Below are 20,892 nucleotides of genomic sequence, written 5' to 3' on the forward strand. Positions count from 1 at the left end.
TGGGACATCATAAGTTGTCCCAGGCATTTTTATATATCAAATCTTAGTTTAATTGAGTGTCACATTTACCTGTGTTAATGACAGATAATGCAGCATTTAATCCACCTTCAACTAAGTTTCTAACTGCTTCATCTGAGAAGAAAGCAATATGAGGTGTCACTAAGATGTTTTCATTTTCAATTAATTCAAGTAAAGTTTTATCTTCAATTTCTTTACCTGTCCAGTCATATGTGAAGTAATCAGCTTCATTTTCATATGTGTCAATGGCAGCACCATATAAAGTACCATCATTTACAGCATCAATTAAAGCTGGTGTATCAATAACAGCACCACGAGCAGCGTTGACTAATACAGCGCCTTTTTTCACTTTGCTAAACATGTCAGCATCGAATAAGTGGAAGCTTTCTTTGTTAGCAGGTACATGTAAAGAAATGATATCAGCATCGGCAATTGCTTCTTCAACTGAATCTTTATATTCTAAGAAATCTAATGAGTTGTTTGGATATGCATCATAGCCTACTACTTTTGCACCAAAACCAGCATAAATTTTACCAGTTGCAGCACCAATACGGCCTGTACCGATAATTGCAACAGTCATGTTTTTAACAGGTGTAGACATGATAGGTGCAGCCCATTTGAAATTATGTTCTTGAACGCGTTTTTCAATTGCAGGGAATTTACGTACTAATTGTAAAGCGATTGATACTGAGTATTCAGCAATTGTTTCAGGTGAATAACTTGGTACGTTAGAAATTACAATATTGTGTTTTTTTGCAAGATCTAAATCATACATATCAAAACCAGCAGTACGTTGAGCGATTTGTTTAATACCGTATTTTTCAAGTTTAGGATAAACAGAATCTGCTAATTTACCGAATTGCATTGTAGTTACGCCATCGAAACCTTCTAATTGATCTACTGTGTCTTCGCTTAAAATATCTTCAGAAGTAACAACTTCTACATTGTGTTCTTTACCCCAATTTAACGCGTCTTTTTTTTCGTAATCACGAGTTCCGAAAAACATAATTTTTGTCATTAAAATAACCCCATTTCATTTTGTATAAATAAGTTAAAATTTAATAAATACGTAAGACTAAAGTTGAAGTAAGAGATTGGGTACAACATCATTGAATGTTATCTCTAACACAACTTACAACCCTATTATATTGTGAATTAGTTCACAAATCAATTAAAAAGGGACTTTTATTTTGTATAATATGAAATTATATACATAAAATATCATTTAAAATGAAATATTACAACTTGGGAATAGGTGAATCCTTTTGAGCTAATTATTTTGGCTAAAATAATTTGTATTTTATAATTTGAGTAAGTTTTTAAATAGAGGAGTGGATGACTATCAATCAGATTCAAAATACCATTATAGATGCGTTTAAATTTAGATTTGCTACTAAGGAATTCGATACAACAAAAAAGATAAGTGATTCTGAATTCAATACCATTCTTGAAGCAGGACGATTATCTCCTAGTTCGTTAGGTCTTGAGCCTTGGAGATTTCTTGTGATTCAAAACGAAACGCTACGTGAGAAATTAATACCTTATAGTTCTGGTGCACAAAAGCAACTTAATTCTGCCAGTCATTTTGTACTAATTTTAGCCCGTAAGAATGTAACACCGACGTCTGATTATGTACAGTCATTTATTAGAGGGATTAAGCAGTATGAAGAGAGCACCATTCCAATGTTTGAAGATAAAGTACAGGGATTCCAAACACGTTTCCATATTAATGATAATGCTAGAACCATTTTGGATTGGGCGTCTAAACAAACCTACATTGCATTAGGTAATATGATGACAGCAGCTGCATTAATGAATATTGATTCCTGTCCAATGGAAGGTTTCGATTTAGATGGCGTAACTGAGTTATTAGAACATGAAGGGATCATTGATAGTAATCAGTTTGCACCTTCAGTTATGGTAGCTTTTGGTTATAGAAAAGAGAATCCTACAAAACCTAAAACACGTCAACCACAAGAAGATGTAATTAAATGGATAAATTAAGCATAGTTTTGTAAAAAAAGGGTAAATAATAAGTATACAAAACGTATCAATGAATGAAGTAAATTTAACATTACTTTATATAGAGTTACGTTATGATTTATAAACAAAGAAAGAGGGATGAAAACGGATGGCAAAAGTAAATGTTAGAGATTTTTTAGATGAACAATATGATTTATTTATAAATGGTGAATTCCAACCAAGTGAAAGTGGAGAAACACTTACGGTAACTAACCCAGCAAATGGTGAAGAGTTAGCCAAAGTTGCTAAAGCAAATGAAAAAGATGTTGATAAAGCAGTGCAATCAGCACATGAGGCATTTGATAGTTGGAGTAAAATTTCTAAAGCAGAACGTGCAGATTATTTATTAGAAATTAGTCGTCGTATTGAAGAAAATAAGGAACATTTAGCAACAGTTGAATCACTTCAAAATGGTAAACCTTACCGTGAAACATCAACAATTGATGTTCCTCAAGTAGCTGAACAATTTAAATATTTTGCAGGAGTATTAACGACTGATGAAGGTTCGGTTAACCAAATAGATCATAACACGATGAGTTTAGTTGTAAATGAACCTGTGGGAGTAGTAGGTGCAGTAGTAGCATGGAACTTCCCAATCTTACTTGCATCTTGGAAATTAGGTCCAGCATTAGCAGCGGGTAATACAGTGGTAATTCAACCTTCTTCTTCTACACCATTAAGCTTAATTGAATTAGCTAAAATTCTTCAAGATGTGTTACCTAAAGGTGTAGTCAACGTCATTACTGGTAAAGGTTCAGAATCAGGTGATGCGATTTTCAAACATGAAGGTGTAAATAAATTATCATTCACTGGTTCAACAAGTGTAGGTTATGGTGTTGCTAAAGCAGGCGCTGAACGTATTGTGCCAACTACGTTAGAACTTGGCGGTAAAAGTGCTAATATTATCTTTGATGATGCAAATTTAGATCAAGTCATTGAAGGCGTTCAATTAGGTATTCTATTCAACCAAGGTGAAGTATGTAGTGCCGGTTCACGTTTATTAGTACAATCATCTTTATATGATAAATTATTACCAAAATTAAAAGAAGCGTTCGAAAATATTAAAGTGGGTGACCCATTCGCTGAAGATACAAAAATGGGTGCACAAACTGGCCCAGAACAAATTGAAAAAATTGAAAGTTATATTAAATTAGCAGAAGAAGATGACAAAGCAAATATTTTAACGGGTGGACATCGTATTACTGATAATGGTTTAGATAAAGGCTACTTCTTCGAACCAACAATCATTGAACTTTCAGATAATAGTCATAAATTAGCTCAAGAAGAGATTTTTGGACCTGTTATTGTTGTTGAAAAATTCGAAGATGAAGAAGAAGCAATTAACATTGCTAATGATTCAGAATATGGTTTAGCTGGTGGTGTCTTCACTACAAACTTACTTCGTGCATTAAATATTGCAAAAGCAATTCGTACTGGACGTATTTGGGTTAATACGTATAATCAAATCCCAGCTGGTGCACCATTTGGTGGTTATAAAAAATCTGGTATCGGCCGTGAAGTTTATAAAGATGCAATTAAAAACTATCAACAAGTTAAAAACATCTTTATTGATACAAGTAATGAAACAAAAGGCTTATACTAATTAAAATATGATTAAATAGCTTAATACATGTTTTAAAATGTCGACAAAGGTATATACTTTGTCGGCATTTTTTTATGAAGTATGATTAAAAATTAGAAAAGTATGACAGATTTCATTTTGAAGTTGTATAAGTCTCTCGGTAATACCAATTTAACGTATATGCAGACGTTTTGATGAAAATCTAAATAGTAAGATCTTCGAACTGAAATCAAAATTTAATATAAATTGTATTTTCAACTTAAAAATTGATGGTTAATATAATATAAATACGTCTTTATATTTTAAGTTTGATGAAATTTAAATACATTATATATTTTGAAAAGAGAAAATGATGAAACGTTTAAAATTTTTAGTTATTTATTTAGTTATTACAATTATAGTAAGCGGTTGTTCAAACATTGATAATGTAAAGCATCCTAAAGAAGCCTATACACCTAAATCATTAACTGTTGAGTTTGTTCCATCTCAAAATGCTCAAATTCTTAATGCTAAAGTAAAACCTTTGCAACAATTATTATCTGATGAGCTGGAAGTTCCTGTAAAAGTACATATAGCAACAAATTATAATACAATGATAGAAGGGTTGAAATCGAAAAAAATCGATATTGCATTTATTTCTCCTGTTTCTTACACATTAGCTCATGATGCTCATGCAGCAGATGTATTGTTAAAGTCAAAAGGTTACCTAGTAGATAATAAAGGAAATCAAACACATCACCTTGTAGATTACTATAGATCTCAAATTGTGGTTCGTAAAGATAGTAATATGAATCATTTAAAAGATTTGAAAGATAAGAGGGTAGCGTTACAAGATGTGGAATCAACGTCAGGATATATTTATCCTTTAGCATCGTTAATGGAAAAAGGAATAAAAAAGTCTGATATTCAAATTCAACAAGTGAAAGGTCATGATCAGGGGTTAATTGCATTATTAAATCATGATGTAGAAGCTGTTGCTACATATCAAGATGCTCGGGCAGATTTAAAAAAAGAGTATCCCAATATTTATCAAGAAACTAAAGTGATTTATCGCACAAAGAAAATTCCGAATGATACCATTTCAGTACGTAATGATATGAGTAACAAATTGAAAAAGAAAATTAGTCGAGCATTTATTGATATCAGTCATACAAAAAAAGGTAAATATATTATTAGTGATATTTATGGTCATCAAGGTTATGAAAAAGCAAAAGATAGTGATTTTGATACTGTAAGAAAATATCGAGATATTGTAGATTAAAAAAGGTTGGATGATTGTCATCCAACCTTTTTTTTAATCAGGAACCACACTTACATCTCCATGAACAGTCACACTAAACCCTTCAGGTGATGTTAAATTCGTTTCTTTAGCGTGAGGTTGATAGATATCAATATGTGTTAATCCATAAGTGTTCTTATTGTCTGGATTCACTTGATTAGATTGCCATGTATTCACAGCAATGTGATGATGATAGTGTTGTGTAGAAATAAATAAACTTTGAGGGAGGTTTGAAATATGTTCAAAACCAAGTTGATCAATATAGAATTGACGAGCCTCCATCAAATTATGTGTTTTTAAATGGAGATGTCCTAGTTTTCCATCTGATGGAAAACCTTGCCAACCCTTTTCAGTACGATGTGAAATTAAATCTTGTGCATCAACTTCAAGGGTATCCATTTTAATAAAGCCATTCTCCCATTCCCAACCACTAGAAGGGCGATCTTGATAGACTTCAATACCATTACCTTCTGGATCATTGAAATATAGCGCTTCACTTACTAAATGGTCACCGCCACCAACAGGCTGATTTAAACGACTCATATGATATAGGAAGTTAGCTAAGTCTTGTCGTGAAGGTAATAAATAAGCGATATGAAAAAGGCCAGCTTCTCTAAATTCAGGATGACGTCCATGATTTAAAAGATGAAGCGTTAACGTGTGACCATGTTCTCCAACATTAAAAATGGTTTGTGTGTCAGTTTTCTTTTTAATAGAAAAGCCGAGTACTTCAGAATAAAAGTGATTCATTTTGTTTAAATCTTTAACATTTAAAGTGACGTTCGTCACTTGCATTGCTTCTTTTGAATGAAATGCAGTCATGTATCATTGCCTCTCTTTTTTTATACTAAGTATATTAAATATACTAGAATAATTAATAGGAAACAAGATAAATCACTTGATTAAAAAAATCCTCTAGAGAATCATTCTCTAGAGGATTTTATTTTACTCTTATCCTAAATAAACATCTTGGTAACTATCATTTTTTTCTAATACATCTTTTGCAAATGGACAAGAAGCGATAATTTTTAAATTATTTTGACGAGCATGTTCTACAACTGCATCAACTAATTTAGTTCCTAAACCTTGACCACCTAATTCATCAGATACACCAGTGTGATCGATTTCAATTTCATTGTTATCTACTTGTTTGTAAGTGATTTCTGCTTTAGGATTATTTTCGTCTTCACCTACATAAAATTTATTGTTACCTTGTTTAATTTCTTCAGCCATATTACTTCACTCCTTATATAATGTCTTAGTATTATTTATCACATTTCCACTAAATTAAAACATTACATAAATAAAATTTAGAATATAAAAATTATAAAAAATTTAAATACAAAGTTATTGCTTTTTTATAAAAGAACAGATATAGTTGAGAACGAAATTATTACGTTTTGGAGGGGTTTGTGTGAAGAAGATGATCGCAATTATCGGTTTAATGTGTTTGTGTCTCATATTATCTGCTTGTAGTACAAACCGCGATATCACTCACAAACAGAAAAAAGTAACAACTGAGAATAAATTAAAAATTTATACCACGGTTTTTGCGTTTGAAAGCTTTACAAAACAAATTGGTGGTAAATATGTGGATGTAGATACGATTTATCCACCGGGTGCTGATATGCATACATATGAACCTAGTCAACGCGATATGATTAATATTGCAAAAAGTGATTTATTTGTTTATTCAAGTGATCATCTTGATCCAGTAGCAGCTAAAATTACAAAATCAATGAATAATAATGATATGAAATTAGCGGTTGCAAATAGTTTAAATAAACAAATCCTTGTGAATGAAGATGATGATCACGATGAACATGGACATCATCATGAAGCAACATCATATGATCCTCATGTTTGGCTTGATCCAATACTAGACCAACAATTCGCAAAGAAAATTAAAGATGATTTAGTTCATAAAGATCCTGCGCATCGTATATATTATGAGCATAACTATAAACAATTAGTTGAAGATTTAAAACAAATTGACCACACATTATCTAACATAACGACGCGTCCTAAACGAGATAAAGTAATTATTTCTCATGATTCATTAGGATATTTAGCGCGACGTTACCACTTCGAACAAGAAGGGGTTAGTGGTATGAATAATAAAGAGCCAAGTCAGAAAGACATCTTAGCGCTCATTAATCAAATAAAAGACACACATGAACCGTATATTTTATATGAACAAAATATTTCTTCAAAAATAACCGATGTGATTCGTAAAGAGACCCAAACTCAACCTGTAAATTTTAATAATTTAGCAGTATTGTCTCAATCTCAATCAGAAGATCAAACACTCACTTTTCAATCCATTATGAAAAAAAATATTCAAGCCCTCGATAAAGCATTAAACAAATAAAAAGGAGAGCAAGAAAGAATGGCGTTACATTCTTTCTTGCTCTCTTTTTTTATTTTTAATTTACCATCTAATATAACTTACAGTTGTATTGTAATATTCTTCAAAACCATGAATACCGTCTGCACCACCAAGGCCAGATTCTCTCCAACCTGCGTGATAACCATTGACTGCTTCTTCTGCCTCACAGTTCGCATACACTTCTCCAAATTTTAAACGTTCAGTAGCTGTCATAATTTCTTTTAAGTTTTCAGAGAAAATATAAGATGATAGACCTGCATTCGTATCATTTGCCATATCAATAACGTCATCAAAGTTTGTATACGTAGTTATAGCAAGAACAGGACCGAAAATTTCTTCTTTAAAAGCACTATCAGTCGTTTTTACATGATCTAAAATTGTAGGAGCGTAGAAGAATCCTTTACGATCTAATTTATAGCCACCTAATACTAAATCTGCGCCATGTTTTACTGCTTCTTGAACTTTATCATCAATACTATCTAATTGTTTTTGATTAATGATTGCACCATAGTCAGTGTTTTCATCGTATGGATCTCCAACTTGAAGCGCATCCATTTTATCTTTCACTTTATTAATAAAGTCATCATGTACATCTTCATGAACAAAGATACGTTCTGGACATGTACATACTTGGCCAGCGTTATTAATACGTGCAGTAACAATATAATCAACAGCTTTATCTAAGTCAGCGTGTTGTGTGACAAGAACAGGAGCATTTCCACCTAGTTCTAAGTTAAGTTTTTTAATGCTGTCAGCCGCATTTTTAAATACAGCTTTACCTGCGCCCATACTACCCGTTAATGAAACAAGCTGAATATCTTTATGAGTTGCCAATTGTGTTCCAACTGTTTCACCAGTACCTGGAACGATTTGAATAAGACCAGCTGGAATAGTTGAATCACGGAAAAGTTCAGCAATTTTTAATGTTAATAATGTTGTTTCTTCACTTGGTTTGATAACGACAGAACAACCCGTTACAATAGCTGGAATCACTTTACGCATAAGCACTAAAATTGGAGCATTCCAAGGCACAATACCAGCCGTCACACCGATAGGTTTTTTTGTCAGTTGAATGGTTTCGTTTACTATACTATTTTGTAATACTTCACCTTTGTTACTCATACTTAAACTTGCCATATAATCAATGAATTCTATTGATTTATCAATTTCACCTTTAGCTTGTACTATTGTTTTACCTTGTTCTTTAACGTATAAATGAGCAATGTCATCTTTATGTTGTTCAAGTAAAGGAATTAATAATTTTACATGCTCAGCACGTGTAGGAGCTGGTACTTTTTCCCATTCAAGTTGAGCGTGTTTAGATTTTTCAATTGCGTCGTTTACCTCTTCTTCAGTAGCGAATGTAATCGTATCGATTGTTTCTCCCGTAGCAGGATTAATCACGTCCATTGTTTCGTTTGACTTACTTTCTACAAATTCATTATTAATAAATAGTTGATTCGTCATTAACGACACCTCCATACCTATTATTCCCGTAAAGTATTAAATTTAATCTATAAAAAAAGAAGATTCAAAAGGAGATTAATGTTCTCCCTTTGAACCTTCTTTTTTTGAATATTTAAAATGTCTAACCCCTTTATATAAAATAGGAATGAGTAGAATAAAGCCAAATAACCCCATAATTGGAAATACTTTGCCAATGAGTGAAATAAAGCCGATAAATGTACAAATGAACGTCACGCTTGTCATGACGATAATAAGTACAAAATATTGTTTTGAAAACGGTGTTGTGAAACGAGAGGCGAATGCGTACATTAAGCCTACAATAGTATTATAGATAACTAGAATCATAATAATAGACATGATAGTTCCCAAAATAGGTGAGATATGTCGTGCCAATAATAAGGTTGGAAGCGCTACGGATTTAATATCATTAAATTTTGTCATTAAGCCTAAATTAATCATTAAAAGTAAAAATGTAATAATGACGCCACCGATTAATCCGCCCCAAATAGAAGCACGTTGGTCATGTAAACGTCCCCCCATTACACTTAGAAAACTGAAGGCAGCAGCAATTTGTAAACTGGCATAATTGATGCCATCAAACCACCATCCAAGTGAAATAGATGATTTATGCTGTGCATATTGATTTGCACTTTCAAAGTCAAGATGGCCAGTTGCAAGATAATATATCGCAATAATTGTGACGACGATAACTAAGAAAGGTGTAACGATACCGAGTACTGCAATTAAACGATCAAATTTTAAAAATAATGTAACCAAAATCAGACCGACGAGAATAAGTGAACTAAGCCAATAAGGTAAATGAAAACTTTCTTGAATTGTAGATGCCCCGCCCGCGCTCATAATAATAGCGAGTGAAAACAAAAATAATGTTAGGATAATATCAAATAATCGAGCAATCATAGGGTGCAAATAGTAATGAATGGATTCTGAATGATTATGTGATTTTATATTGTAACCAGTATTTAAGACGAACATACCGCCTAGTGTGATGATTAATCCTGTAATAATAATCCCTAATACACTGAATTGACCGTTACTTGTGAAAAATTGGAATATTTCTTGACCTGTAGCAAAACCAGCACCAACGACAACACCTACAAAGGCAAATGCTACGATCATCGATTCTTTTAAAACTTTCATTTTCAAAAATCCTTTCTAAATCAAACACATGAGAATATATTAATCTATTTTAAAGGACATTTTGTTAAAAATAAATATTAAAGTTTACTTGTAATGAACATTGTATTTCTCAAAAATACATTAGAAAGAATTTGTATAAATTTTAAGTTATATGGGGTATATAATAGTTTATAGTTCTTATATAAATGTTGTTTAAAAAATGTAATTAATATACTATACATTATTCAGTAAAGTTTGATAGGATATTGCAATATATTCAATTTAAATAAGGAAGGTGTAGATATGTTATTTGATTTACCTGTAATGCTAGTTATTGTGTTATTTCTTGCATTAGGTATCTTCAGTCAATGGTTAGCAAATCGAATTAAATGGCCTTCAATTGTAGTCATGTCGATTGTTGGTTTATTAGTCGGACCTATATTAGGACTAGCAAATCCTGAGCATACGCTAGGTTCAGAGGTATTTAGTCCAATTGTATCTCTTGCGGTAGCAATCATATTATTTGAAGGAAGTAGTAATCTAGATTTTAGAGAATTAAAAGGCATTTCTAAGGCGGTTATACGTATTATTACGATAGGCGCCACAATTGCATGGGCGCTTGGAGCTATTGCCTTACATAAAATTTTAGGTTTTCCTATTTCTATCGCTATTGTTATGGGTGGATTACTTCTTATTACTGGACCAACGGTGATTCAGCCACTGTTAAAACAAGCCAAAGTTAGAAACAGTGTAGATACTGTCTTACGTTGGGAAAGTATTATACTTGATCCACTTGGTCCAATACTAGCATTAGCTGCATTTTATGTGTATCAAATCGTTGGACAAGGTTTTGGTTTCCAATTACTCTTTATATTTATTTTTAAAATGTTGGTTGTAGCATTAATTGGCTTTGGTGCTTCATTCTTCTTCAATTGGCTCATCCAACGCGATGTCATACCACAAAATTTAATGCCTTCCATTCAGTTGGTGTTTATATTGCTCGTGTTTAGCATCTGTGACCAAATTCTCGATGAATCTGGTTTACTGGCAGTAACCATTTTTGGATTAATGATGGCACGTTATAAACGACATGATTTAATTTATAAAGAGTCAGATCATTTTATTGAAAATATGTCTTCCATTTTAGTTTCAACGGTGTTTATTTTAATAACATCATCATTAACACCGTCTGTATTGATGGATGTATTATCATGGAAACTTGTGATTTTCTCACTTGTTATGATTGTGTTAGTACGTCCAATTGCTGTTTTATTATCTACAATTGGTACTGAAATCACTAAAAAAGAGCGTGCGCTTGTAGCCATGATGGCACCAAGAGGGATTGTTGTATTAACTGTAGCACAATTTTTCGGTGGATTATTTTTAAATGATAATATAAAAATGGCATCTTATATTACACCGGTAACATTTGGTTTAGTATTTATTACTGTAGTAATATATGGTTTTAGCTTTACACCAATAAGTAAAATGCTTGGTTTAGCAAGCACTGAACCTCCAGGTGTCATTTTAGTAGGTGAGAGCGAATTTTCTTATCACTTAGGTAGACAGTTACAATCGCATGGTATTCCAGTGATGGTGTTTAACTTGTTTAGTAACACTTCTGATAAAGCTGAAGAACTCGGTTTTGAAATTTTTAAAGGAAATTTATTATCAAGTAGTGATCGTATGTATGCAGACTTAATTCGCTATAACAAATGCTTATTAATGACCAAATCATTTATTTTTAATAGTCTTGCATTTAATGAGTTAGTTCCAGAATTTGGATTAAATAATGTAAATATGATGCCAGTATCCTTTACAGATGATCAAGCACGTAATAATTTAAATGGACCGCTTCGTAATCATATTTTATTCGATGAAAAGCATAGTCCAAGATGGTTTGACAATGTGATTACGAATCAAAATATTATCGAAGTTCCAGCCTCTTCATATCATGATATTACAGATAAAGATATGATTATTTATCACATTAGTGACGATAAAGAAGCGACATTCCATAGGAGTACAAAATCAATGGATGAATATGACAATGGAACATATGGTATTTTAAGAAACGTATATAAATAATAAAAACGCCCGGCGACAGTTCATTTGAAGTGTCGCCGGGCATTATTATAGGTTTATTTTAAATATCTGTCGTGCATTAATAATTTTAACATGCGAATTTGTTCCATAATGTCTTTACCGACATTTGTATCTCTAATTTTTTTACGTTGTAATTCTTCATCAACGACACGTCGTACTGATAGTTCATCAGCACCATCAGATAAGACATTCTCTTTAGAATCAAAGAATTGGTGTGCTACAAGCTGCATACCAAATGAATTGTAAAGTAACGTGTAACCTGCGATACCTGTCGTAGATTGATAAGCTTTTGAGAATCCACCATCAATGACTAACATCTTCCCATTAGCTTTAATAGGATCCTCGCCATCGATTTCTTTTACTGGTGTATGTCCATTGATAATACGACCTTCATCAGGATTAAGTCCGAAATCTTTTAGCATTTTGCGAATCATATCAACATCTTCACGTAAGTAATAATAAGGGTTTTTCGGTTCTTTATGAGACGCTTTATCTTCAATGAAGTAGCGCTCAAATGTAGTCATGGCACGTTTACCAAATAAAGAACTGTATTTTCCTGTCCATAAATACCATACAAGATCCGTAGATAAATCATCTGTTTTCTCTTTGTCGCTAAACGCTAAGCGCACGTGACGTTCAAAGACATCTAATAAATCACGGCCTTTATGTTTTACACCTTCAATTTCAAAAGATTCCATTTCGCCTTTATCATCTACAGGAATGCAACCATGAATAAGAAGATTTCCATTATAAGGGAGATATAATTTACCTTTTTGCATTAGAAAGGCCATATGACGTTTTAATTTTTCAGATTGTTGGAAAGACAGTAATAATTTATTAACAACATCTTCTTCTTCTGGTAATAATTTTGCAGGATCTTTAGGGTCCACCGTACTAAAGCAAGTATCTTTTAAAGGATACGTTTTACCATAAATTGTAATTTCGTTTGTATCATAATTTATTTTTTCTAAAACTAAACGGTCTTCCATTTCAAAACTTGGGCGACGTTTAATAATTGGCATTTCAAGCTTAAATTGAATCATTGTAATGGCTTGGTGAATCTTAGTAATTTGTGCTTCTTCGTGTTTAGATAAGCCCACTTTTTTATCCGGACGTTTTTTCGGTTTGAACGCTGGGTTATCGCCATCGTAATGTTTTTCAGCTAAAGTGAGGAGTGGTCTTAAATTAATACCATATGCATCTTCAATAATATCTAAGTTATCGTAGCGTGCACATATACGTAGTAAATTGGCTAAACACACTTTAGAACCTGCATAAGCTCCAATCCAAAGTACATCATGATTACCCCATTGAATATCAACAGAATGGTAGTCAATTAATGTATCCATAATTTTGTCAGGTTCTGGACCACGATCGTAGATATCACCCACAACATGAAGATGATCGACGACAAGACGTTGGATGGTATAAGATAATCCAATAATTAAATCATCTGATTGATCAAGCTCGATAACTTGATTTAAGAGCGTTTCATAATACGATTTTTTATTATTAAATTCGTTATTTTTATAAAGCAACTCTTCAATAATATATGTATACTCTGAAGGTAAGGCTTTACGTAGTTTTGAACGCGTATATTTTGAAGAACAATACGTGATTAAATCAATCAAACGCTCGATTGTCAGGATATACCATTCATTTAACTCACGTTTTGAATTAAAGTCATTCTTAATGAGCTTTAACTTTTCTTCTGGGTAATACACTAGCGCAGCTAAATCATCTATTTTTTTTTGAGAGATGTTACCTGAAAAGATATCGTTAATTTTAGCACGGACATTACCAGAGCCATTTCTTAATACGTGTTGGAACGATTTATATTCACCATGAAGATCGCTGACGAAGTGTTCAGTACCTTTTGGTAATTCTAAAACGGATTCTAGATTAATAATTTCTGTTGCAAGTTTTTCAGGACTATCAAATTGCTGAGATAGTAAATCCAAATACTTTTTCTTTAATTCACTTTCCGTAGATTGAGACATTTGATTTCACTCCTGTATAGGAAATTTATTAGATAATAAGCAGAGTAATAAAACCGCTTACATAAATTATCGTTAAAAAGCATCACTTTTTCAATAGTGATGCTTGAATTGTTGTAAATTTAATTTGAAAGTAAAATTAATGTACTTATTTAGCGTTATTTTTTTTGAAGAATAGACGATAGAGTACATAAAGAATAATAATGATAAGAATCACATACATAAAATAAGAATATGTATGGATGCCAGACATTAATACATCGAAACTATCGCTAAGAAGACGACCAAGTAAAATTAAGGCAAAGTTCCAAATCGTTGTGCCTAATAAAGATAACATCGTAAATGTTGCAACATTCATTTTATTGATACCTGCTGGAATAGTGATTAATACACGTAAAACAGGAATGAAACGACATAATAGAACTGCCCACGCGCCATAACGTTTAAACCAGTCGTTCGCACGTTTCACATCATTTCCTTTAAGTTTGAACCATTTACCATACTTATCAACAAATCGATAAATACTTTCCTCTTTAATTAAACGACATAAATAATACAAAATAAGTAAACCGATAAATGAAGCAATTGTTGAAATAATAAATAAGACTAAAATTGAAAGACCTGATTTAACTGACATTAAACCTGCAAATGTTAATATAATTTCAGAAGGCACAACAGGTAAGACATTTTCTAATAAAACAAGAATGAAAATGGCTGCATAACCCCATTGACCTATAAAATTTGTAATAATTTGTTCCATTATAAAGTTAAAAATCCTCCGTTATTAAACATTACTCGAATAAAAAATTCATAGTAAATTCATTATATAGGAATTTACTATGAATTGCTTGTGATAACATAATAAGGATTGTACAACTCATTTTAAGGATTTTAAATATTGATGATACAATTGTTCTGCTTCATTATCATCTTCAACGCCATAGACATTCATTCTACCATCTTTGAATAAGGTAATTTCATAATTGCCATCTTTAATTAGCTTTGCAAATGAGGTTGACTTCACAATATCACCTGGGAAATGTTCAGCATAGTCAAAAGCAGTAGGTTGATATCTAAATAGGTAGGCTTTTCCGCATAAGCTTTCAATATTCTGTTGTTGTTTCGTTTCTAATAATTCGTAATGACCTTTACCACATACGTCACATTCATCATCTTTTAAAATATCGATATTCAATGCTTTATAATCAATATGAAATGCATCAAGAGTAATTAACTTATGAGAAAATCCATGACCAGATAAATAACGAATCGCTTCTGTGACCTCATAGCTTGCTACCTGTGTAATCACAGGCGGTAATACGCCATTAATAGCACAACTCTCTGCACTGGTTGGAATTTGTTTTAATAAACATTTCAAACAAGGTCCTTTGAAATCAATGCCGTAAACGGTACCTTTACTACCTACAGCAGCACCATACACCCACGGAATATGGTGTTTTTGACAGGCTTCGTTAATAAGATAACGAATTTTGAAATGATCCATACCATCAATGACAATATCAGGATTGACGGCTTTGAAAATATCTTCAATAGTTGTAGAGTCAATTTCTTGGTAATAAGTTTGAACGTTTACATTTGAATTAATGTGTTCAATCTTTTGTTTAACTGCGTGAACTTTAGGGACCATGTTGTGAGCATCATCTTCAGTATAGAGTGCTTGGCGATGTAAATTAGATAATTCAACGATATCCATATCGACAATGGCTAAATGATGCGCACCCATACGTGCTAAAAGCTCTGCAACGTGACTTCCTAACGCGCCTGCACCAAGTATTAAAATGGTTGCATTGGAGAGGGCAATTTGGCCATCCTCTCCAAATGCATGATAACGCATTTGACGGTTATAGCGTTGCATTATAAGAATCCTAAACCTTCAGTAGGGCTTGATGCTTGGGCTGTATATTTTACTGGAATACGTCCTGCTTCATATGAGAGACGACCTGCATGAATACCCAATTTCATTGCTTCAGCCATTTTAACAGGGTCTTTTGCACCTGAAACTGCAGTGTTTAAAAGAATAGCATCAGCGCCTAATTCCATCGCATGACACGCATCTTTTGGTGAACCAATACCAGCATCCACAATAACGGGAACATTTGAATGTTTAATAATGTAACTTAAATTAAGTTGGTTATTAATACCACGTCCAGTACCAATTGGAGAAGCAAGTGGCATGACAGCATGAACACCTAATTCTTCTAAACGTTTCGCTAATACGACATCATTAGAAATGTAAGGACATACGATATAACCTTTTTCTAATAACACTTTACATGCTTCATATGTTTCAAATGGATCAGGGAGCAATGTTTCATCATCACCAATCACTTCGACTTTAATCATGTCACATACTCCAGCATGTTTTGCAATTTCAGCGATACGAATCGCTTCTTCAGCCGTTTTGGCGCCAGCTGTATTTGGAAAAGTAATAAAGTCTTTAAGATTAATATTTGCTAATGGATTAGGCAAGTTTTTATCATATAAATTCATACGTCTTACGGCAAAAGTTAGTACATTCGCTTCTGCTGCTTCAATCGCTTTTGTTTGCGTCGCTTCATCTTCAAATTTTCCTGTACCTAATAATAAACGAGATTTAATTTCTAATGGTCCAATTTTAAACATTTTATCCGCCTCCAACAAATTCTAATAATTCTAATCGATCATCTTCACGTACTGTATGTTGATCGTAGTCTTCTTGTTTAATTAAAGTTTTATTATATTCGACAATGACACGTTTAGGATCTAATTCAAGAGATTCAAGTACAGAAGTAATAGATTGTTCTGAATCAAAATTGAATGTGTCTCCATTAATGATACACTTCATAATTTAACCTCCTTGAAGCACTAAATGATTCATATCGACGCGGTTTAACACCGGTGAGTATCCAATTAGCGATATCACGCCCAATAATAGGTGAAAGTAAAATACCGTTACGATAGTGACCAGAAATCACATATAAATCTTCATCAATACGGTCCATTATCGGTATTTCTCCTTCAGTATATGGACGGACACCAGACCACTGTTTAATGACTTTGCCGTGTGCGAGTTCTGGTATACGTTCATTTGCAAAGTGGTGTAACCAAGAGATGCCATCGTCTGTATTACCAACTGAATAATTATCAAACTCGCTTGTGGCACCAATTAAGAAACGATTTGGATATTTTGGCACGATATAACAGCCATTGGTCATAAATACGGTTTCTTTTAAATCCAAGTGGTCATTTTCAATCAGTAAGACTTCACCTTTTACACCGACTACATCTCTAGGTAGTGAGTATTGAGTTAATAATTTAGATGTCCATGCGCCTGCTGCCACAATGACTTTCTTAGCTTGTAATGTGCCTTGTGACGTTTCAACATCGTAGTACCCATTTTGGCGCTGAACAGATTGTACCTCTGTATTGACATATCGCTTAATTTGACGTTGCTTTAAAGATGTAAATAAAGCTTTAGTGTAGTGATTGGCATTAATCTGTCCATCTTGTGGAATGTAAATAGCCATTTCACTTGATGTTACTGTGCCATTCGTTAAATGAGTCAGTTCCTCATCTGAAAGAACAATGACACTAGAATCTAAACCACTTAAAAATTGATACTGTTTTTCTAAACTTTCAACATCTTCAGGACGATTAGCCACTTTAATTAAGCCTGAATTTTGAAACTGAATGTCAATACCTGTCTCAGCTTCTAAATCTTGACATAATTGTGGAAAGAGACTTCGTGATTCAAGAGCAAGTCTAAATAAATCAGTATCTTCAGTAAATTCATTTTGAGCACCTAACATTCCACCTGCTTTATATGACGCGTGTTTACCTGGTACGTCACGATCGATAAGTGCAATGTCAAGGTGAGATTGACTTAATTGGCGTGCAATAGACATGCCAATCACGCCCGAACCTATGATTAAAACATCATGCATCTTTCAACCACTCCTTTCGCAATAGTTCAATTTGTTGTAAAGATGCGTTCATAAAAAAAGAAATCGCACAAATTCCTTTAAAACCATGAGGTAATTGAAGAATCGTTTTTTCAGTGATACCTCCAATGGCATAAATGGGAATAGGAATCTCTAACACACGCTGAATCTCTGCTTTTGATCGAGGCAATTGATTAGGTTTTGAAGGTGTCTTAAAAATGTGACCAAAAAAGACATAATCAAGATCGTGTTCATAAGCTGCTTTAACAGATTCAATTGAATGTGTAGACATACTCACTTCAATCTCTGGATGCGTTGATTTATAGCTAAATGCATCTTCATCCATTTCTCGAAAATGAATATGAGAGAGGTGAAGTTGTTCAAGTAAATGTACATCACTATGAATAATGATTTTTGATTTAGGGAATCCTTTTTCTATAAGTGATGTTAAAAATGAAGACAAATCACTTGATGACATGGGAGTACGAAACAATAAACCATCTATTCCATCCGAGATATCAAGAAAATGTTGTACATCATCATTGGTTAAATCTTTATATTTCGCTATCGCTATAAAAATGAACATCACTCCTTATTAAACAAAAAAACGCTATTTCCCTGCAGTAGGGAAATAGCGTTTTGTTTAACTTTACGATATCCTAGTCGCCACTTTCCTACGCCAGTACAAACTGGATCAGGTTCCAGGAATTATAAAGTTCGTTCTTTACTCTCAGCCTTAAACAAAGGCACTTCCAGTGGATTGTTTATTCAGTTGTGTTTAAAATAAACATCAGCGTTTTTGCTTCAATTTTATTCTACAACCTTTTTTAATAGAGTTCAAATACAAAAACAAATTAGATTTGTAGCAATATACTTTTTAATCAGTAAAACACATTTTACATAGCTATGTATAAATAAAATAAAAAATATTCAAAAAGTAATTGTAAACGCTTGCAAAACCTGTTAATATTATAAAAAATATAGCAAAAAGCTTATGATATGGGGCTTGAAAGGCGGTTAAAAAAAGGGAACAACATGATTGGGAGTTTTCATTATCAACGTGTAAGTAGAATCAACACAACTTTAAAGGGAAGCAGGAAAAAATTATGGTACAAAGACAAAAGAAAAGTAATGTTCGTTGGTATTTCGCTATCGCATTCTTTATTATTGGGGTCATTGCATATATGGATAGATCTAATATCTCATTTATTGCACCTCAAATGATGGAAGATCTTCACATGACAAAGCAACAATTTGGTTTATTAGCTTCATTCTTCTCACTAGGTTATGCATTGATGCAAGTGCCTTCAGGTATGTTAGCAGAGAAGTTTGGTCCACGTAAGATGATTTCAATCGCATTATTATGGTGGAGTGCATTTACAATTTTAACGGGAATGATTAAACATCATGGTTTATTATATTTAGTACGTTTCTTATTTGGTATCGGAGAAGCGCCAATGTATCCATCTAATGCAGTATTCAATTCAACTTGGTTTGCTAAAGATGAAAAAGGGAGAGCATCGAGTGCGTTGTTAGCAGGATCATATTTCGGTCCAGTATTAGCACCAGTAATTACTATCGCAATTGTTAATGCATTTAACTGGCAAGCCGTATTCTACATTTTTGGGGCAGTTGGTATTGTGATTGCAGCACTTTGGGCAATTATTGCAAAAGATTTACCTGAGCAACATCGCATGGTCAATGATGCAGAAAAACAGTATATCATGCAACATCGTGATTTAGTAGAAACAACTAAATCCGTAGCACCTTGGAATCAATTTTTTAAACGCATGAGTTTCTATGCCATTGCAGGGCAATATTTCGTAGTTCAATTTGTTATTGCTCTATTCTTAATTTGGTTACCTACTTATTTAACTGAGCAATATCATGTACAATTTAAAGATATGACAATTAGTGCTTTACCATGGTTTATTATGTTTATTTTAATTTTATCTGCGGGTGCGATTTCAGATAAAATTTTGCATAGCGGTCAAAGTCGTTTTGTAGCGAGAGGGTTAATTGCAATTGTTGGCTTTATCGTATTTGCTATCTCCATCTTCTTTGCAGTTCATACACAAAACTTATATGTGACCATCTTTTGGTTATCACTTGGCTTAGGTGGTATGGGTATTTCAATGGGAATGAGTTGGGCAGCAGCAAATGACATTGGACGTAACTTTGCTGGTACAGTATCGGGTTGGATGAATTTATGGGGAAATATTGGTGCGTTAATCAGTCCATTTTTAGCAGGTGCATTAGTATCATCACTTGGCTGGACAATGACATTCCAATTATTAATTATTCCAGCGGTGATTGCAGCTGTATTATGGTTCTTCGTTACACCAGACAAACCATTAATTAAAGATGAAAGTAGACATATTAAATAAGATTTATACATTATCCACAAAAGTGAAAGCCTGGGACATCATCAGTTGTCTCAGGCATTTTTAATATATTGACTGTCGATGACTGAATTGAAAATCAATGTTACCTCTCTTCTTACTACTGTTTTCTTTTTATAATATCCGGGTAAAACGTTATAATTATATTTGGAAGGTGATTATATGATTATTATTAATGCGAAGCTTAAAATTAAAGAAGATGTGCGTAATGACTATTTAGATTTAATGAACAAATTAGTTCAAAGTTCCCGTCAAGAACCGGGTAATACATTTTATGCTCATTATGAAGATGTAGCAGAACATAACACATTCGTTGTTGTTGAAAATTATAAAGACCAAGAAGCGGTTCAAGCACATAACCATTCAGATCATTTCAAAGCATTTAGTGAAAATATAGGAAAATATGTCGCTGAAGAACCTGTCATTGATGTAGCAGAAACAAAATAATAACTAAACATGCCTTGTCTAAGTGATATTTGTACTTGGGCAAGGCGTTTATCATGTTATGATAAGATGGTATGAAATAAGATGGTATGAAAAATGAAAGGA

General features: G+C 32.9%; 19 protein-coding genes and 1 riboswitch. Of the genes, 7 read left to right on the plus strand and 12 right to left on the minus strand.

The features are described 5' to 3' along the window. Positions 1-43 precede the first annotated feature (43 nt). Entirely contained in the window at positions 44-1,036 is a 993-nt protein-coding gene (locus NST64_RS01815; RefSeq protein ID WP_002454848.1) for a D-lactate dehydrogenase, read from the minus strand. 317 nt (positions 1,037-1,353) lie between these two features. On the opposite strand from NST64_RS01815, the gene NST64_RS01820 reads away from it, so the two are divergent. From NST64_RS01820 to NST64_RS01830, 3 genes are all read left to right on the plus strand, one after another. Next, positions 1,354-2,022 carry an NAD(P)H-dependent oxidoreductase gene (locus NST64_RS01820; RefSeq protein WP_080978694.1) on the plus strand — a complete coding sequence of 223 codons (669 nt, stop codon included), beginning with the start codon at positions 1,354-1,356 and terminating at the stop codon, positions 2,020-2,022. A gap of 127 nt (positions 2,023-2,149) precedes the next feature. Then, a complete protein-coding gene (locus tag NST64_RS01825) occupies positions 2,150-3,643 on the plus strand; it encodes an aldehyde dehydrogenase family protein (RefSeq protein ID WP_107632269.1) in 1,494 nt (497 codons plus the stop codon). A 331-nt stretch (positions 3,644-3,974) separates the two neighbouring features. Further along, positions 3,975-4,883, plus strand: coding sequence for a phosphate/phosphite/phosphonate ABC transporter substrate-binding protein (locus tag NST64_RS01830; protein WP_340731025.1), 909 nt, complete (start codon positions 3,975-3,977; stop codon positions 4,881-4,883). A gap of 33 nt (positions 4,884-4,916) precedes the next feature. Here the strand turns inward: NST64_RS01830 and NST64_RS01835 are convergent, their stop codons facing one another. Both NST64_RS01835 and NST64_RS01840 read right to left on the minus strand, forming a co-directional pair. Continuing rightward, positions 4,917-5,723 carry a VOC family protein gene (locus NST64_RS01835; protein WP_002454852.1) on the minus strand — a complete coding sequence of 269 codons (807 nt, stop codon included), beginning with the start codon at positions 5,721-5,723 and terminating at the stop codon, positions 4,917-4,919. Positions 5,724-5,852: 129 nt separating this feature from the next. Beyond that, positions 5,853-6,134, minus strand: a complete 282-nt coding sequence (locus NST64_RS01840; protein WP_002448625.1) for a GNAT family N-acetyltransferase — start codon at positions 6,132-6,134, stop codon at positions 5,853-5,855. Positions 6,135-6,315: 181 nt separating this feature from the next. Here NST64_RS01840 and NST64_RS01845 point away from each other — a divergent pair, with 181 nt between their 5' ends. Further along, positions 6,316-7,272, plus strand: a complete 957-nt coding sequence (locus tag NST64_RS01845; RefSeq protein ID WP_049334739.1) for a metal ABC transporter solute-binding protein, Zn/Mn family — start codon at positions 6,316-6,318, stop codon at positions 7,270-7,272. 60 nt (positions 7,273-7,332) lie between these two features. Here the strand turns inward: NST64_RS01845 and aldA are convergent, their stop codons facing one another. Both aldA and NST64_RS01855 read right to left on the minus strand, forming a co-directional pair. After that, the gene (gene aldA, locus NST64_RS01850; RefSeq protein ID WP_103288372.1) at positions 7,333-8,757 is read right to left on the minus strand and encodes an aldehyde dehydrogenase; all 1,425 of its coding nucleotides are present in this window, start codon (positions 8,755-8,757) and stop codon (positions 7,333-7,335) included. 75 nt (positions 8,758-8,832) lie between these two features. Beyond that, a complete protein-coding gene (locus NST64_RS01855) occupies positions 8,833-9,918 on the minus strand; it encodes a YkvI family membrane protein (protein ID WP_103288371.1) in 1,086 nt (361 codons plus the stop codon). Positions 9,919-10,200: 282 nt separating this feature from the next. On the opposite strand from NST64_RS01855, the gene NST64_RS01860 reads away from it, so the two are divergent. Next, positions 10,201-11,985 carry a cation:proton antiporter gene (locus tag NST64_RS01860; RefSeq protein WP_107632267.1) on the plus strand — a complete coding sequence of 595 codons (1,785 nt, stop codon included), beginning with the start codon at positions 10,201-10,203 and terminating at the stop codon, positions 11,983-11,985. Positions 11,986-12,038: 53 nt separating this feature from the next. On the opposite strand, the gene NST64_RS01865 is transcribed toward NST64_RS01860, so the two are convergent. From NST64_RS01865 to NST64_RS01895, 7 genes are all read right to left on the minus strand, one after another. Beyond that, the gene (locus NST64_RS01865; RefSeq protein ID WP_107632266.1) at positions 12,039-14,003 is read right to left on the minus strand and encodes a fructose-1,6-bisphosphatase; all 1,965 of its coding nucleotides are present in this window, start codon (positions 14,001-14,003) and stop codon (positions 12,039-12,041) included. A gap of 145 nt (positions 14,004-14,148) precedes the next feature. Continuing rightward, positions 14,149-14,760: a DedA family protein gene (locus NST64_RS01870; protein WP_107632265.1), complete on the minus strand. Its 612-nt coding sequence runs from the start codon at positions 14,758-14,760 to the stop codon at positions 14,149-14,151. A 117-nt stretch (positions 14,761-14,877) separates the two neighbouring features. Beyond that, a complete protein-coding gene (locus NST64_RS01875; protein ID WP_049432663.1) occupies positions 14,878-15,876 on the minus strand; it encodes a ThiF family adenylyltransferase in 999 nt (332 codons plus the stop codon). Further along, positions 15,876-16,643, minus strand: a complete 768-nt coding sequence (locus NST64_RS01880) for a thiazole synthase (protein WP_002454859.1) — start codon at positions 16,641-16,643, stop codon at positions 15,876-15,878. The genes NST64_RS01875 and NST64_RS01880 overlap by 1 nt, the downstream gene beginning before the upstream one ends. A 1-nt stretch (position 16,644) precedes the next feature. Then, positions 16,645-16,845 carry a sulfur carrier protein ThiS gene (gene thiS, locus NST64_RS01885; protein WP_049432659.1) on the minus strand — a complete coding sequence of 67 codons (201 nt, stop codon included), beginning with the start codon at positions 16,843-16,845 and terminating at the stop codon, positions 16,645-16,647. Further along, positions 16,829-17,944, minus strand: coding sequence for a glycine oxidase ThiO (gene thiO / locus NST64_RS01890; protein ID WP_049432656.1), 1,116 nt, complete (start codon positions 17,942-17,944; stop codon positions 16,829-16,831). The genes thiS and thiO overlap by 17 nt, the downstream gene beginning before the upstream one ends. Then, positions 17,937-18,527, minus strand: a complete 591-nt coding sequence (locus tag NST64_RS01895) for a thiamine phosphate synthase (RefSeq protein ID WP_107632264.1) — start codon at positions 18,525-18,527, stop codon at positions 17,937-17,939. The genes thiO and NST64_RS01895 overlap by 8 nt, the downstream gene beginning before the upstream one ends. 68 nt (positions 18,528-18,595) lie before the next feature. Continuing rightward, positions 18,596-18,705, minus strand: a riboswitch (TPP riboswitch). A gap of 342 nt (positions 18,706-19,047) precedes the next feature. Between NST64_RS01895 and NST64_RS01900 the strand changes: the two genes are divergently transcribed. Then, the gene (locus tag NST64_RS01900; protein ID WP_049418967.1) at positions 19,048-20,328 is read left to right on the plus strand and encodes an MFS transporter; all 1,281 of its coding nucleotides are present in this window, start codon (positions 19,048-19,050) and stop codon (positions 20,326-20,328) included. Between the two features lie 177 nt (positions 20,329-20,505). Continuing rightward, positions 20,506-20,790 carry a putative quinol monooxygenase gene (locus NST64_RS01905; protein ID WP_002448351.1) on the plus strand — a complete coding sequence of 95 codons (285 nt, stop codon included), beginning with the start codon at positions 20,506-20,508 and terminating at the stop codon, positions 20,788-20,790. The last annotated feature ends 102 nt before the right edge of the window (positions 20,791-20,892 follow it).

The organism is Staphylococcus sp. FSL W8-1268 (assembly GCF_038003965.1).
In the GTDB taxonomy this organism is placed as follows: Bacteria; Bacillota; Bacilli; order Staphylococcales; family Staphylococcaceae; genus Staphylococcus; species Staphylococcus hominis.